Origin of the sequence: Ornithinimicrobium cryptoxanthini (genome assembly GCF_023923205.1) — a bacterium.
Taxonomy (GTDB): domain Bacteria; phylum Actinomycetota; class Actinomycetes; order Actinomycetales; family Dermatophilaceae; genus Ornithinicoccus; species Ornithinicoccus cryptoxanthini.
This window is the reverse complement of sequence record NZ_CP099490.1, coordinates 3,180,972-3,195,203: the sequence shown is the minus strand read 5'-3', so window position 1 is coordinate 3,195,203 and position 14,232 is coordinate 3,180,972. Positions and strand designations below refer to the sequence as shown.

General features: G+C 69.8%; 11 protein-coding genes and 1 tRNA gene. 9 read left to right on the top strand and 3 right to left on the bottom strand.

Annotated elements, in window-relative coordinates:
- The first annotated feature begins 30 nt into the window (after positions 1 to 30).
- From NF557_RS14630 to NF557_RS17895, 3 genes are all read left to right on the top strand, one after another.
- Positions 31 to 966, top strand: a complete 936-nt coding sequence (locus tag NF557_RS14630; protein ID WP_252620309.1) for an aldo/keto reductase — start codon at positions 31 to 33, stop codon at positions 964 to 966.
- A gap of 81 nt (positions 967 to 1,047) precedes the next feature.
- Positions 1,048 to 1,123: transfer RNA gene (locus NF557_RS14625), tRNA-Ala, on the top strand.
- Between the two features lie 179 nt (positions 1,124 to 1,302).
- Entirely contained in the window at positions 1,303 to 2,799 is a 1,497-nt protein-coding gene (locus tag NF557_RS17895) for an IS30 family transposase (RefSeq protein WP_425342940.1), read from the top strand.
- A gap of 42 nt (positions 2,800 to 2,841) precedes the next feature.
- Here NF557_RS17895 and NF557_RS14615 read toward each other — a convergent pair whose 3' ends face one another.
- Positions 2,842 to 4,542 carry a formate--tetrahydrofolate ligase gene (locus NF557_RS14615; RefSeq protein ID WP_252620307.1) on the bottom strand — a complete coding sequence of 567 codons (1,701 nt, stop codon included), beginning with the start codon at positions 4,540 to 4,542 and terminating at the stop codon, positions 2,842 to 2,844.
- A 108-nt stretch (positions 4,543 to 4,650) separates the two neighbouring features.
- Between NF557_RS14615 and NF557_RS14610 the strand changes: the two genes are divergently transcribed.
- Positions 4,651 to 7,515 (top strand): cation-translocating P-type ATPase, encoded by a 2,865-nt coding sequence (locus NF557_RS14610; protein WP_252620306.1) that lies wholly within the window; start codon positions 4,651 to 4,653, stop codon positions 7,513 to 7,515.
- A gap of 12 nt (positions 7,516 to 7,527) precedes the next feature.
- Here the strand turns inward: NF557_RS14610 and NF557_RS14605 are convergent, their stop codons facing one another.
- Positions 7,528 to 8,403: a DNA-3-methyladenine glycosylase family protein gene (locus NF557_RS14605; protein WP_252620304.1), complete on the bottom strand. Its 876-nt coding sequence runs from the start codon at positions 8,401 to 8,403 to the stop codon at positions 7,528 to 7,530.
- Positions 8,404 to 8,527: 124 nt separating this feature from the next.
- On the opposite strand from NF557_RS14605, the gene NF557_RS14600 reads away from it, so the two are divergent.
- From NF557_RS14600 to NF557_RS14580, 5 genes are read left to right on the top strand one after another with little or no spacing between them, the layout of a single operon-like run.
- Positions 8,528 to 9,541 carry an ornithine carbamoyltransferase gene (locus NF557_RS14600; protein WP_252620302.1) on the top strand — a complete coding sequence of 338 codons (1,014 nt, stop codon included), beginning with the start codon at positions 8,528 to 8,530 and terminating at the stop codon, positions 9,539 to 9,541.
- Positions 9,538 to 10,044 carry a PH domain-containing protein gene (locus NF557_RS14595; protein ID WP_252620300.1) on the top strand — a complete coding sequence of 169 codons (507 nt, stop codon included), beginning with the start codon at positions 9,538 to 9,540 and terminating at the stop codon, positions 10,042 to 10,044. The genes NF557_RS14600 and NF557_RS14595 overlap by 4 nt, the downstream gene beginning before the upstream one ends.
- Positions 10,041 to 11,771 carry a PH domain-containing protein gene (locus tag NF557_RS14590; RefSeq protein WP_252620298.1) on the top strand — a complete coding sequence of 577 codons (1,731 nt, stop codon included), beginning with the start codon at positions 10,041 to 10,043 and terminating at the stop codon, positions 11,769 to 11,771. The genes NF557_RS14595 and NF557_RS14590 overlap by 4 nt, the downstream gene beginning before the upstream one ends.
- Positions 11,768 to 12,091: a tetratricopeptide repeat protein gene (locus NF557_RS14585; protein WP_252620297.1), complete on the top strand. Its 324-nt coding sequence runs from the start codon at positions 11,768 to 11,770 to the stop codon at positions 12,089 to 12,091. The genes NF557_RS14590 and NF557_RS14585 overlap by 4 nt, the downstream gene beginning before the upstream one ends.
- Before the next feature lie 28 nt (positions 12,092 to 12,119).
- Positions 12,120 to 12,578 carry a GNAT family N-acetyltransferase gene (locus NF557_RS14580; RefSeq protein ID WP_252620295.1) on the top strand — a complete coding sequence of 153 codons (459 nt, stop codon included), beginning with the start codon at positions 12,120 to 12,122 and terminating at the stop codon, positions 12,576 to 12,578.
- A gap of 39 nt (positions 12,579 to 12,617) precedes the next feature.
- Here the strand turns inward: NF557_RS14580 and NF557_RS14575 are convergent, their stop codons facing one another.
- Positions 12,618 to 14,204 (bottom strand): dolichyl-phosphate-mannose--protein mannosyltransferase, encoded by a 1,587-nt coding sequence (locus tag NF557_RS14575; RefSeq protein WP_370584215.1) that lies wholly within the window; start codon positions 14,202 to 14,204, stop codon positions 12,618 to 12,620.
- Positions 14,205 to 14,232 lie beyond the last annotated feature (28 nt).

Here is a 14,232-nt window from a genome sequence, read left to right as displayed (position 1 = left end):
GAGGCGGTGCCGGCACGTACGGTTGGTGTCATGACTGAGATGACCTATCGCCCACTGGGTGACTCCGGCCTGCGCGTCAGCACGGTCGGCATCGGGTGCAATGCATTCGGCACCCGCATCGACGGAGACATCGTGCGTGAGATCGTCGATGCCGCGATCGACTCGGGGATCACGCTGTTCGACACCTCTGACACCTATGGCCTGGGGCAGTCCGAGGAGCTGCTGGGACGCGCCCTGGGCGCACGCCGCGAGGAGGTCGTCGTCGCGACCAAGTTCGGGATGGACATGCAGGGAGGCAACGGCCCCGACTGGGGCGCTCGCGGCTCGCGGCGTTACATCCGCAAGGCGGTCGAGGCGAGCCTGCGGCGGCTGGACACGGAGTGGATCGACCTCTACCAGCTGCACCGCCCCGACCCGGTCACCCCGATCGACGAGACCCTGGCTGCCCTGACCGAGCTCGTCGCCGAGGGCAAGGTGCGTTACATCGGCTCCTCCAACCTCGCCGGCTGGCAGGTCGTTGAGGCCGACTGGACCGCCCGGACCAGCGGCTACAGCGCCTTCATCTCCGCACAGAACAAGTACTCCCTGCTGGACCGCGCGGCCGAGGACGAGCTGGTGCCGGCCTGCGAGACGGTGGGGGTCGGCATACTCCCGTTCTTTCCGCTCGAGTACGGCCTGCTGACGGGGAAATACAGCCGGGGCCAGGCCGCACCCGAGGGGAGCCGGCTCGCGGCCGACAACCAGGCTGAGCGCCTGGCTGGCGCGGACTGGGACGAGATCGAGCGCCTGCAGACCTTTGCCGACGGGCGCGGCCTGACCATGCTGCAGGTCGCGATCGGTGGCCTGGCTGCCCAGCCCGCCGTGGCATCGGTCATCGCCGGTGTGACCAGCGGCGAGCAGGTCCGGGCCAACGCGGACGCTGGTCTGTGGGAGCCGACGGCTGACGACCTCGCCGAGCTCGGATGAGCGGCTGACCTGAGCGCCGTTGCGCGCCTCCCGGGAATCGGAGAATCGCCGTTCCCGGTGCTACAGTCTGTTGCTGCACCTGGGGCTGTGGCGCAGTTGGTAGCGCGTCTCGTTCGCAATGAGAAGGTCAGGGGTTCGATTCCCCTCAGCTCCACCAGGTTGCTCTCCGCACAGAGCTGAGAAGCATCACTGAGGCCGTCCGAGCGGGCGGCCTCAGTGCGTTCCGGACGCGGACGCCCGCGCGTCGTCACGGTCCCTGGCGTGCAGTTGAGCGCATCCTTCACACGCTGAGGGCTTGGGTTCAGGGGTCAGCGCAACACCAATCTGCCGGGAGGCATGGTGCTGCGTTCGTATGGTCTGGGTTTGGTGGCTGCTGGGATGGCTCTGGAGGAGGTGGGCAGGGTCTTGGCCCGGGACCGGTCGTCGGTGCTTCGTTGGGTGCGGGCCACGGGTGTGGCCGCCGACCAGCTCGTCTTGCGACCGGAGCTGTTGCCGGCTGGCTTCCTTGAGGGCGGTTATGTCGATGCCCGGGGCTTGCTGACCCCGGCCGGGGAGGAGTTGATCGCTCCGGTGCGGGTGGCCGGTCAGGTGGGCCAGCCGAGCAGTGCACAGCGTCGCGCCGAAGCGTTCGGAATGCTTGCCGAGGGAAAGAGCCTGACAGCGGTCGCCCGCACGCTCGGCATCAACGAGTCGACCCTGTACCGGTGGATCGTCGCGCAGGGGTGGTCCGGGCAACCCGGTGGGATCGGGGGGTTGGACGGCGCGTCGCGGGCGGCGGCTCGCGCGAGCCTGGTACCTGCTGTACCTATGGATGAGGACTACCGCGATGAGCGGGGCCGGTTGACCCAGGCCGGGCGCGGGGTGCTCCAGCACCTGGCTGGCACCACCGCGACCAACGCCCATATCGCCAGGGTGCTGGGCGTGCACCGCTCCACGATCGGTCGGGAGCTGGCCCGGTTCGCTGACCGAGCCGGCTACCGCGCTCGGGCCGCGCAGGACCTTGCCACTGCCGCGGCGGCCCGTCCGCAGGCCCGCCGGTTGTCCTGCCCGCGGTTGCGAGCCGCGGTGATCGAGCGGCTGAACAAGAGGTGGTCGCCCGAGCAGGTCGCTGCTGACCTGCGTCTCAGCTACCCGGACGAGGAAGATATGTGGGTGTCCCACGAGACGATCTACCAAGCGCTGTACGTCCAGGGCAAAGGCTCCCTGCGTCACGAGGTGAAGGTGGCCAAGGCCACCCGCACCGGCCGCACGAGCCGCAAGCCCCGCTCCAAGCTGCCGCCCAAGGCCAGCAGCCGGTCCTGGATCGATGAGGACAACCACATCAGCGCCCGACCTGCCGAGGTGGCCGACCGGGCCGTGCCCGGCCACTGGGAAGGAGACCTCGTCATCGGTGCCAAGGGCGCCACCGCGTTGATCACCCTGGCCGAGCGGGCCACCCGCAACGTGCTGATCTACCGACTCCCGGACCGCCACGACGCCCCGACCGTGACCCAGGCCCTGATCCAGATGGTCGCCGACCTCCCGGGCGACCTGCGCCGAACCATCACCTGGGACCAAGGATCTGAGCTGGCTGAGCACGCTGATTTCACACTGGCCAGTGACTGCCAGGTCTACTTCTGTGACCCGCACTCACCCTGGCAACGCGGCACCAACGAGAACACCAACGGCCTGATCCGTGACTTCTTCCCCAAAGGCACCGACTTCGCCAAGGTCACCGACGAAGAAGTCCGTGACGCCCAGGACCTCCTGAACACCCGACCCCGCAAAACACTCGGCTTCGCGACTCCCGCCGCTAGACTCGCCGAACTACTCACCGTTGCGCAGACCCCTTGAATTCGCCGGGCAGATCGTGGGAAGGATCCATGCAGGTGCCCTTCAGGACAGCCCGCTGACCGTCCCGTCTGGTGCCAGCTCGATGCGCTCGGCGTTGGGGTGGCGGCTGAGGCCGGGCATCGTGCGCATGTCTCCGGCGATGGCATAGACATAGCCGGCGCCGACGTTGGCCCGGACCTCGCGCACCGGCAGGCGCCACCCGCTGGGGGCTCCCATCAGGGCCGGGTCGGAGCTGATCGACAGGTGGGTCTTGGCGATCACAACGGGCAGGTCACCAAAGCCCGCGTCCTCATAGGTCTGCAGGGCCTTGGCTGCGTCCGGGGAGTAGTCGACCCCGTCAGCCCCGTAGACCTTGGTCGCGATCGCCTCGATCTTCTCCGCGAGGGTGTCCTCCAGCGCGTATGTCGTGGTGAACCGGGTCGGTTCCTCCGCAGCGGCCAGCACCTCGCGGGCCAGGTCCTCGGCTCCGGCTCCACCCTCGGCGACGTGCCGACTCACCGCGCAGCGGACGCCCAGCTCGGCCGCGAGCTCAGCAATCACCGCGTGCTCGCTGTCGTGGTCCTGAGGAAAGGCGTTGATGGCCACGACCGGACTGACGCCGAAGGCCTGGATGATCTCGAGGTGCTTGCGCAGGTTCGCCAGGCCAGCCCTGACCTCCTCCGGGTTCTCCGCGAAGAGCTCCTGCGGGAGAGCGCGACCAGCCCTGATGTCGTAGTTGCCGGAGTGCACCTTGAGGGCACGCACCGTGGCCACCAGGACGACGGCGTCGGGCTGCAGACCCCCCAGCCGACACTTGACGTTGAAGAACCTCTCGGCGCCCATGTCGGCGCCGAACCCGGCCTCGGTGACCACCACCTCCGCGTGGCTCAGCGCCACCTGGTCAGCCACGACCGAGGACGTGCCGGTGGCGATGTTGCCGAACGGCCCGCAGTGGATCAGGGCGGGCCCCCCTTCGAGCGTCTGGAGCAGGTTGGGTTTGAGCGCGTCCTTGAGGATGACAGCCATCGCGCCGGCGACCCCGAGATCCTCGGCGCTCACCGGCTTGCCCACGCCCTTGTAGCCGACCACGATCCGGCCCAGCCTCGCCCGCAGATCCTGGTATGACGTGGCCAGAGTCATCAGCACCATCACCTCGGAGGCGGCGGTGATGTCGAAGCCCGTCTCCCGCACGAGACCATCCGCGCGGGCGCCCAGTCCCACCACGACGTTGCGCAGCGAGCGGTCGTTGACGTCCATCACGCGGCGCCAGGTGATGTTGCGCACGTCCAGGCCGAGCTCGTTGCCGAAGTGCAGGTGGTTGTCCACTGCGGCGGCCAGCAGGTTGTGCGCCGCCGTGATGGCGTGGAAGTCGCCGGTCAGATGCAGGTTGAGCCGCTCCATCGGCACCACCTGGCTGTAGCCGCCACCGGCGGCGCCGCCCTTGATCCCGAAGGTCGGGCCCATCGAGGGCTGCCGCAACGTTGCTACCGCGTTGGTCCCGAGCCGCCGCAGGGCCTGGCTGAGACCGACGACCACGGTCGTCTTGCCCTCACCCAGGGGAGTGGGGGTGATCGCCGACACCACGACATACTTCCCGCGGGGTGCGGCTGCCGCGGCGGCGAGGTCGATCTTGGCGACGTCCCGGCCATAGGGCTCGACGTGCTCGGGGGCGATGCCCAGGTCGGTGGCGACGTCGGCGATCGGTCGCAGGGTGGCGGCGCTCGCGATCTCCAGATCGGTCGGCAGGGCAGCGGGACGGCTCATAGGGCGAGCGTATTGCGCCCCCCGCCAACCTGGGCACGCTGGGCAGCCGCCAGCCCAGTCGAGCCGGCCCCGCCGGTGGGAACGGGCGCCGGCGCGAGACAATAGGGTGTGGCCGCCATCCAGGGGAACCCGTCCACCACCGAGCTCGCCGAGGTCGTCTCCGCAGTCGACACCGACCCGGAACGAGGCCTGACGCAGGTGGAGGCCGCCGCCCGTCTGGACTCCGACGGGCCCAACGAGCTCCGTTCTGCCCCACCGGTGCCCACCTGGCGCAAGGTCCTGGCCCAGTTCCAGGACCCGCTGATCTATCTGCTGCTCGCAGCCGTCGTGATCGCCACCTTCGCCTGGGTCGTCGAGGGCGCCAACGGCCTCCCCACGGACTCGATCGTCATCACCCTCATCGTCATCGCCAACGCGATCCTGGGCTATAGCCAGGAGGCCCGGGCCGAGGAGGCCGTGGCGGCGCTGCAGCGGATGACCGCGTCGCACGCGACGGTCGTCCGTGACGGGCGGACCCAGCTCGTGCCCGCCTCGGACCTGGTCCGCGGCGACCTGCTGGTGCTCGCCGAGGGGGACAGCATCGGCGCGGACGCCCGCGTGGTCCAGGCCAACGCCCTCCGGGTCGCCGAGGCGTCGCTCACTGGTGAGTCGACCGCCGTGACCAAGAGGCCCGGGGTGCTTGCCGGTGGGGAACCCCTCGGCGACCGCACCAACATGGTCTTCAAGGGCACGGCTGTCACTCAGGGCACCGGGCGGACGGTCGTGACGGGGACCGCGATGGACACCGAGATGGGTGCCATCGCCACGATGCTGGAGCAGACCCAGCGTGAGCCGACACCCCTGGAGCGCGAGATCGCGCTGATCGGCAAGATGCTCGGGGCCATTGTGATCGTGATCGCGGCGGTGGTCATGGGGACCGTGTGGCTGATCAGCGGGGTCAACACCCTCGACGACGCGGTCACCGTGCTCCTGCTGGGAGTCTCGCTGGCCGTCGCCGCCGTCCCGGAGGGCCTGCCGGCGATCCTGTCCGTCGTGCTGTCCATCGGCGTGCAGCGGATGGCCCAGCGCAACGCCATCGTCAAGAACCTCAGCTCCGTCGAGACACTGGGCTCCGCCTCGGTGATCTGCTCGGACAAGACCGGCACCCTGACCAACAACGAGATGACCCTCCAGACGGTCCTCACCTCCTCGGGGACGGCCGAGGTCACCGGGGTGGGCTATCGCCCCGAGGGGGACGTCATCGCCAACGGCGTGGTGCTGGCAGCCACCACCGAGGGCGGTGGCGGCGGCCTCGAGGCCCAGCGCGCCGAGGACGTCGTGGTCCTGGCGGGGGGCTCGCTGGCCTCCAACTCCGAGCTGCGGGAGGAGGACGGGGAGTGGCAGATCCTGGGGGACCCCACCGAAGCGGCTTTCCTCGTGGCCGAGCGCAAGATGGGACTGACCGAACGGCGCACCGCCCGCTTCACCCGCGTCGGTGAGGTGCCCTTCACCTCAGAGCGGAAGCGGATGTCCACGCTGCATCTGGACCATGAGCACGACGACCGGCCGGTGCTGATCAGCAAGGGCGCCCCGGACATCCTGCTGCAGCGGTGCACCGCGGTGCGCGACGGACTGCAGACCCGGCCGCTGGACGAGGGAACCCGCGCCGCGATCCTCGCCGACGTCGAGGTGCTCTCCGGTCGGGCCATGCGCACGATGGGCGTCGCCTACCGCTCCCTGCGGGTCGAGGAGGTCGGCGTCGAGGCGATCGCCTCCGGCCAGGTTCCGGCGGAGGCGGCGGAGCAGCTTGAGCACGATCTGGTCTACGTCGGCACCGTCGGCATGATCGACCCGCCGCGCGACTCAGCCGGTGAGGCGGTCCGCGAGGCGCACCGGGCCGGCATACGGGTCGTGATGATCACCGGCGACCACCCCTCCACGGCCCTGCGGATCGCGCAGGACCTCGGGATCGCCGAGGAGGGCGCGGAGGCGGTGACAGGCATCGACCTGGACGCTCTCGACCGGCCCGGGTTCGCCGACGTGGTCTCCCGGGTCAACGTCTTCGCCCGCGTCGCGCCCGAGCACAAGCTGCGGATCGTGGACGCCCTGCAGGAGGCGGGGGAGATCGTCGCGATGACCGGCGACGGCGTCAATGACGCGCCCGCACTGAAGTCGGCCGACATCGGTGTCGCGATGGGCATCACCGGCACCGAGGTCACCAAGGAGGCCGGGTCGATGATCCTGGCTGACGACAACTTCGCCACGATCGTCGCCGCCGTCCGGCAGGGCCGGGTGATCTTCGACAACATCAAGAAGTTCCTGCGCTACCTGCTGTCGTCCAACATGGGCGAGGTCCTCACGGTTTTCCTCGGGGTGGTGCTCGCCGGTGTCATCGGACTGACCGCGGCCAGCCAGGACGCGGTCGTGCTGCCGCTGCTGGCGACCCAGATCCTGTGGATCAACCTGGTCACCGACTCGGCACCCGCGCTGGCGCTGGGGGTGGACCCCGAGACCGACGATGTGATGGCGCGGCGGCCCCGGGCGGTCGGTGAGCGCGTCATCGACGCCCGCATGTGGGGAGGCATCGTGGCGGTCGGGGCGGTGATGGCCGTGGCCACGCTGCTCACGATCGACATCTTCCTGCCGGGCGGTCTGGTCGAGGGCAGCGACACCCTCGAGGTGGCCCGCACCGCTGGCTTCACGACCCTGGTGCTGGCCCAGCTCTACAACGTCTTCAACTCCCGATCGCAGACCACCAGCGCCTTCCACGGGCTGCTGAGCAACAGGTGGTTGCTGGCCGCTGTCGCTTTCGGTGTCGCCTCTCAGGTCGCGGTCGTGCACCTGCCCGTGCTGCAGCAAGCCTTCGGCACGGCCTCGCTCGATCTCTGGCACTGGCTGGTGTGCGCGGTCATGGCCAGCTCCGTGCTCTGGTTCGACGAGGCGCTCAAGTTCGTGGAGCGCCGGCTCGACGCGCGCCGTGCCGTGGTGCGCTGACCGACCCCACGCTCACGTGGTGGTCTGGGCTGCCCACAGGTGCGCCGTGGCCCAGGCTCGGTAGGGGCGCCACGCCTGCGACTCCTCCTCGGCGGCCCGGGACCCGGCACCGCCGAGGACCCGCCGCACCACGGCGTCTGAGGCAGGGAACGCATCGGCGTCACCGAGGGCCCGCAGCGCGAGGTACTCCACGGTCCACGGGCCGATACCCGGCACCTGCAGCAGCCCCACCCGGGCGAGACAAGGATCCGTCCCGGCCACCAGCTCGAACCCGTCGGCAAACAGCTGGGCCACTGCCTGGACCGTCCTGGCCCGACTGGTAGTGAGGCCGACCGCCGCGCGCAGCTCCTCCAGGGGCGCGGCCAGCAGTGCCGTGGGACCGGGGAAGACGCGCAGGCCAGCCACGACGCCGGGGGAGTATGCCGCCCGCAACCGTTCCCCGAACAGTCGCGCCGAGGCGAGGGTCACCTGTTGGCCCAGGACCGTGTCGACTGATGCCTCGAAGCCCGCCGGGTGGCGCACCGGCCGCAGCGCGGGGCGCCGTGCCACCAGGGAAGCCAGACGGGGGTCGGCAGCGAGGCGGGCGCTGACCGGTGCGGGATCGGTGTCCAGGTCGAACCACCAACGGGTCAGGTCTGCAGCCTCGGCAAGCAAGGGCGCGGTGGCAGCGTCGTCTGGGTGAGCGGTCAGGGTGATGCCGCCGGCATGGATCTCGAACGTGACCGCGGTGGGCCGACCCGCCAGGTCCAGGAGACGTCGGTAGGTGCCGCGCTGCCCAGGAGCGCCCATCGTCACGACCTCGCTGCCCGGCGTCGCGTGGTTGGCCAGGGTCGTCAGGGTCGCGTCCGCCTCGAGGCCACCGGTGGCGGGCAGCTCCAGGCGGGTCACGAGGTGCAGCGTAGGCCAGCAGGTCCGGCAGTGCGACGATAGACCCCGACGTCGGGGCGCCCGGCGAGGACCACGGTGACACCCGCCCTGGTCGCGTGTGAGTGGAAGGTGGGAAGGACGCGAGATGGCACGAGACCTACGGGGCCGCAGTCTGTTGAGCCTGGTCGAGGAGAGCCCCGAGGAGATCCGCGATCTGCTGGACCTCGCCGCACAGCTCAAGGCCGCCAAGCGAGCCGGCACTGAGGAGCGACTCCTGGTCGGCAAGAACATCGCGCTGATCTTTGAGAAGACCTCCACCCGCACCCGCAGCGCCTTCGAGGTCGCCGCGCACGACCAGGGCGGCTCGACGACCTTCCTGGAGCCCGCCTCCACCCAGATCGGGCACAAGGAGTCGATCCGGGACACCGCGCGGGTGCTGGGTCGCATGTTCGACGCCATCCAGTACCGCGGGTCAGAGCAGGCCGTCGTCGAGGAGCTCGCCGAGTATGCCGGGGTGCCGGTCTACAACGGCCTCACCGACGACTGGCACCCCACCCAGATGCTGGCCGACGTGCTCACCATGACAGAGCACACCGACAAGCCGCTGGAGCAGATCGCCTACGCCTACGTCGGGGACGCCCGCAACAACATGGGCAACTCGCTGCTGCTGATCGGTGCCAAGCTCGGCATGGACGTCCGGATCGGGGCCCCCGGGGCGTTGCAGCCCACCGACGAGCTCGTCGCGCAGTGCCAGGCGATCGCGGACCAGACCGGCGCTCGCCTCACCCTGACCGAGGACGTGCGGGAGGCGGTCGACGGGGTCGACTTCGTGCATACCGACATCTGGGTCTCGATGGGTGAGCCTGCGGAGGCGTGGGCGGAGCGGGTCGATCTCCTGCTGCCCTATCAGGTCAACACCACCCTGATGGAAGCCACCGGCAATCCGGACGCCAAGTTCATGCACTGCCTACCGGCCTTCCACGACACCGGGACCAAGACCGGCCGTGACCTGGTGAGGCGGTATCCCCACCTGGCCCAGGGTGCCGAGGTGACCGACGAGGTCTTCGAGTCACCGGCCAGCATCGTCTTCGACCAGGCGGAGAACCGGATGCACACGATCAAGGCCCTGATGGTCGCGACGATCGGGGGTCAGTCATGAGCACGGTGACCGGCGACCCGGCCCTGCGGGAGCCCATCAACAAGGTCTCGCCCCGCGCGATCGGCTACTGGCGCACCAGTGCCCTGATCTGGGAGGGGATCCTGCTGGTCGTCGCGGCGGTGGTCTATTTCGTCGTACTCCCCGAGAAGTGGTGGTGGGCGACCGCGATCCTCGTGCTGCTCGTGCTCGGCGCACTCGTCGAGACCCTGGTCGTCCCGCGGTTCAAATATGCCGTGCACCGGTGGGAGGTGACCCCCACCGCCATCTATACCCGCTCGGGCTGGCTCAACATCGAGCAGCGCATCGCCCCCCTCTCGCGGGTGCAGACGGTCGACTCGACGCAGGGTGCGATCCAGCGAATGTTTGGCCTGGCCTCCATCACCGTGACCACCGCCTCGGCGTCCGGGCCCATCTCGATCAACTGCCTCGACCAGCAGACCGCCAAGCGGATCGTGGCCGACCTGACCGAGATCACCGGACATGACGAGGGTGATGCGACGTGACAGCGCAAGGCCCGCCCATGGAGCCGCCGACCGGACCGCAGCACCCCGGGCCGCAACCGCCCGGGCTGGCGCAGCCCGAGCCTTCAGGTCCGCAGCACCCCGGACCGCCCGCGGGTCCGGCCTACGACCTGCCGCCACCGGAGGCCGTTCGCGACCGGGAGTGGCACCGGCAGTCCCCGCGCATGCTCCTGGTGCACCCGGTGCGCGTGCTCTGGTCGATGGCCTTCCCGATCCTGATCGCCTTCATCGGGGTCAGCCAGTCCGACAACGGCTGGTCGGTGCGCGTGCTGCCGCTCCTGGTGGTCGCCGCCCTCGCCTTCGGCCTGATCCCGTGGTTCACGACGCACTACCGATTCACCGACACCCAGCTGCAGGTGAAGACGGGGCTGATCAACAAGTCCGAGAAGACCGCCCCGCTGGACCGGGTGCGCAGCGTCGACCTGGAGTCGCCGCCCCTGCACCGGCTCCTGGGGCTGGCGCGCGCCAAGGTCGGCACGGGGGTCGACGACACCCGGCTCGAGCTCGACGGCCTCGCTCAGGAGGACGCTGCCCGGCTGCGCGAATACCTCCTGCTGCGCGGCGCACGGGGCCGCGGGGCCGCAGGGCTCGGTCCTGCCGAGGCGGCTGCGGACAGTGCGTCCGACCCAGCAACCGCAGGGAGTATGCCGGACGCTCCGGTCCCACCGGCACCTCCCGGTCAGCCGGTGCTGGCCGAGGACGAGGTGCTCGCCGAGATCAACTGGTCCTGGTTGCGGTTCGCGCCGTTCAGCCTGTCCAGCCTGGTGATCGTCGCGACGGCCTTCGGTCTGCTCATGCAGTTCGGCGACGACCTCGGCTTCCTCGACCAGGACAGCGTGACCGGTGCCTACGACTGGGTGCTCGCCCAGGCGGTCGTGGCGGTCGTGCTGGGGCTGCTCCTCGTCCTGGTGGTCGGCTGGCTCGTGGTGTCGACCCTGAACTATGTGCTGCAGTGGTGGAACCTGAAACTCGTCCGGGAGCCGGGCGGGACGATCCGACTCACGCGTGGCCTGCTCACCACCACGTCCACCACGGTCGAGGAGGCCCGGATCCGGGGCGTCCAGCTGACCGAGCCGTTGCTGCTGCGCGCGGTCCGGGGCGGTGAGCTGACGTCCCTGGCGACGGGGGTCGGTTCCGGCGGCGCCACCAAGCTGCTCCCGCCCTGCCCGCGCGTGGTGGCGGAGTCGGTAGGCCACAGCGTGCTCGGGGCCGATGGACCACTCACAGTGCCGGTCCGCGGCCACGGGCCGATGGCGCACCGGCGACTGCTGTTCCAGAGCGTGTGGCCGACAGCGTTCTTCACCGCCGTCATGGCCGGCCTGACCTGGTGGCGCGACCTGCCCTGGTGGACGGTGGGAGCGGTTGCCGTCGGGGTCGGGCTGGTCAGCCTGGGCCTGGCCGAGCTGGCCTTCCGCAACCTGGGACACGTGCTCACCCCGGCGCACCTGGTCAGCCGCAGCGGCGCTCTCCAGCGCCAGCGGGTGGTCCTGGAGCGCGGCGGCGTCATCGGTTGGGTCGTCCAGCAGTCCTTCTTCCAGCGGCGACGCGGACTGGCTGATCTGCTGGCCACGACAGCCGCCGGTCCGGAGGTCGTCACCATCAGCAATATTCCGCTGCCCTGGGCTGTTGAACTAGCCAGTGCCGGCACACCGGCGGTGATCGACCAGTTCATCGCGACGCGAGTGGCCACGACCGGGAAGGAGTCATGATGGAGCAGGACCTGAGCGGGACCTACGACCGCGCCACGTTCCTCTTCGAGAACAAGCAGTTCACCAAGGCCGCGGAGATCTTCGAGACCCTGGTCGTCGAGGAGCCGGACCAGGTCGAGCTGCAGATCTGGCTGGCGCGGGCCTACTACCACTCTGCGCAGCTCGGGCGGGCCGAGGACGTGTTGTCGACCGTGGTGGGACGGTGGCCGAGCGAGGCCTATGCTCACCTGCTCCTCGCGCGCACGCTCCAGCGAGCAGGTCGGGCCCAGGACGGTCGCCAGCACCTGCTCCTTGCTGAGGCGATGGGGCTGACCACCTAGGTCCGCCGGCTCGGGCTACGGTCGCACCATGACCCCCAGCGACTTCGTGCCCGACGGCTTCGAGCCACCCCGCACGCTGAGCAGGGACCGCTTCCGTCTCGAGCCGCTCGGTCCGCAGCACAACGACGCCGACCTCGCCGCGTGGATGTCCAGCACCGAGCACATCCGGTCCACGCCTGGCTATCCGGACGGCAGCTGGCCGCTCCCGGACGGGATGACTCCCGAGCGGAACCTGCAGGACCTGACCCGCCACGAGGCGGATTTCGCGGCCCGCAAGGGGTTCACCTTCACGGTGCTTGACCCGGGCGATGGAGATGTCATCGGGTGCGTCTATCTCTATCCGACGACCGAGTCGGGCCACGACGTCAGCGTCCAGTCGTGGGTGCGCGCCAGTCACGCCGGTCTCGACGTCCCGCTCGCCGACGCGGTGGCCGACTGGATCAGGACCGACTGGCCGTGGCAGCACCCCGACCGCTACGGGCGCTGACCGACGGCACGCGACCGCTGACGGCACCGACCCGGCCGATCAGGTCCAGAAGTCGAACCACAGGCGCAGGCTCCACTGCTCGCGCGGGATCGTCTGGGCCGTATAGACCGGGTAGTACCAGATGAACAGCGCCACGGCCGCGGTCACATAGACGATCACGATCGCCGCGCCCCAGCGCCGTCGCACCAGCGGGTCATCGGCGCGGCCGAGCGCCAGCGAGAGACAGTAGGTGACGATCAGGACCAGCCAGGGCACGAAGGCGACCGCATAGAAGCTGTAGATGGTGCGGGTCTGATACATGAACCACGGCAGCCACCCGGCGATCAGCCCGGACAGCGCGGCACCGGCGCGCCAGTCCCGGCCGATGAGCCACATGAAGGCGACGACGAGCAGCCCGGCCGTGGCACCCCACCAGACCAGCAGGTTGCCCAGCGAGGCGATGTAGGTGACGCAGTCGTTCACCTCGCATCCGCTCTCCCCGAGCTTGGGCCAGCGGGAGTAGAACAGTGTCGGCCGTCCCTGCACGATCCACGACCAGGGGTTGGAGGACCACGCGTGCTCGTTGTGCAGGCCGACGTGGAAGCCCATGACCTCTTGGTGATAGGACCACAGCGACCGCAGCGGGTCCGGCACCAGGGAGGCCAGGCCGGTGGCCGGGTGGTCGGCGGCCCACTGCCGCTTGTAGCCGTGGTCGGTCAGGAACCATCCGCTCCAGCTGAGCAGGTAGGTCACCAGGGCGACCGGCACCAGCTGCAGGAAGGCGGGTATGCCGTCGCGCACGACCGAGCCGCGGAACCAGTTCTGCGCCCCGGCAGCGCGACGGGCACCGATGTCCCACCAGACCGTCATCAGGCCGAAGGCGGCCAGGAAGAACAGCCCCGACCACTTGGTGCCGATGCACAGCCCCAGGCTCACGCCCGCGGCCACGCGCCACCAGCGGATCCCGAGCCCCGGGCCCCACGACATACTCCCGGGTGGTGGTGCCAGGGCGCTGACCCGCGCGGCCAGACGAGCCCGGCCATGGTCCCGGTCGACGAGCAGGAGGCAGAACGCCGCGAGTGCCCAGAACATCACGAACACGTCGAGCAGCCCGGTCCGGGAGTGCACGAAGTGGTGGCCGTCAGCGGCCAGCAGCGTCGCGGCAGCCGTCGCCAGGAGCGGGTTGTGGAACATCCGCCACGCCGCGCGTCCGATCAGCAGGATCGACAGGGTGCCCACCACCGCGGCGGCGAACCGCCAGCTGAACGGGTTCTCCACGCCGAAGAGCCACTCACCCGCGCCGATCATCCACTTGCCGATCGGCGGGTGCACCACCATGTCGGGTGTCGTGCCGAAGACATCTGGGTTGCCCGCGGTGAAGAGCTCGTCGGGCTCTTCCAGCCCCTCCCTGATGTCCATCTCGGTGCCGAACCGGATCAACGACCAACCCTGCTTGACGTAGTAGGTCTCGTCGAAGACCAACGAGGTCGGGTGTCCGAGGTTGATGAAGCGCGCCACGCCCCCGACGGCCATCACGAGCAGCGGCCCCCACCACCCCCAGGCTGCCGCACGCCTGCTGACCGCCGGGCCGAGGAGCCGCTCGCGCAGGCGCGAAGGCGCCCCCGACGGTTCGGTCACGGCGCTCATAGTAGGTGGCCTTCCTCACCGGACGCTG

Bases quoted from the DNA above. Each gene is read 5' to 3' on its own strand.
- NF557_RS14630 (WP_252620309.1), top strand. From the start codon at position 31: ATGACTGAGATGACCTATCGCCCACTGGGTGACTCCGGCCTGCGCGTC.
- NF557_RS17895 (WP_425342940.1), top strand. From the start codon at position 1,303: ATGGTGCTGCGTTCGTATGGTCTGGGTTTGGTGGCTGCTGGGATGGCT.
- NF557_RS14615 (WP_252620307.1), bottom strand. From the start codon at position 4,542: ATGAGCCGTCCCGCTGCCCTGCCGACCGATCTGGAGATCGCGAGCGCC.
- NF557_RS14600 (WP_252620302.1), top strand. From the start codon at position 8,528: ATGGCACGAGACCTACGGGGCCGCAGTCTGTTGAGCCTGGTCGAGGAG.
- NF557_RS14595 (WP_252620300.1), top strand. From the start codon at position 9,538: ATGAGCACGGTGACCGGCGACCCGGCCCTGCGGGAGCCCATCAACAAG.
- NF557_RS14585 (WP_252620297.1), top strand. From the start codon at position 11,768: ATGATGGAGCAGGACCTGAGCGGGACCTACGACCGCGCCACGTTCCTC.
- NF557_RS14580 (WP_252620295.1), top strand. From the start codon at position 12,120: ATGACCCCCAGCGACTTCGTGCCCGACGGCTTCGAGCCACCCCGCACG.
- NF557_RS14575 (WP_370584215.1), bottom strand. From the start codon at position 14,204: ATGAGCGCCGTGACCGAACCGTCGGGGGCGCCTTCGCGCCTGCGCGAG.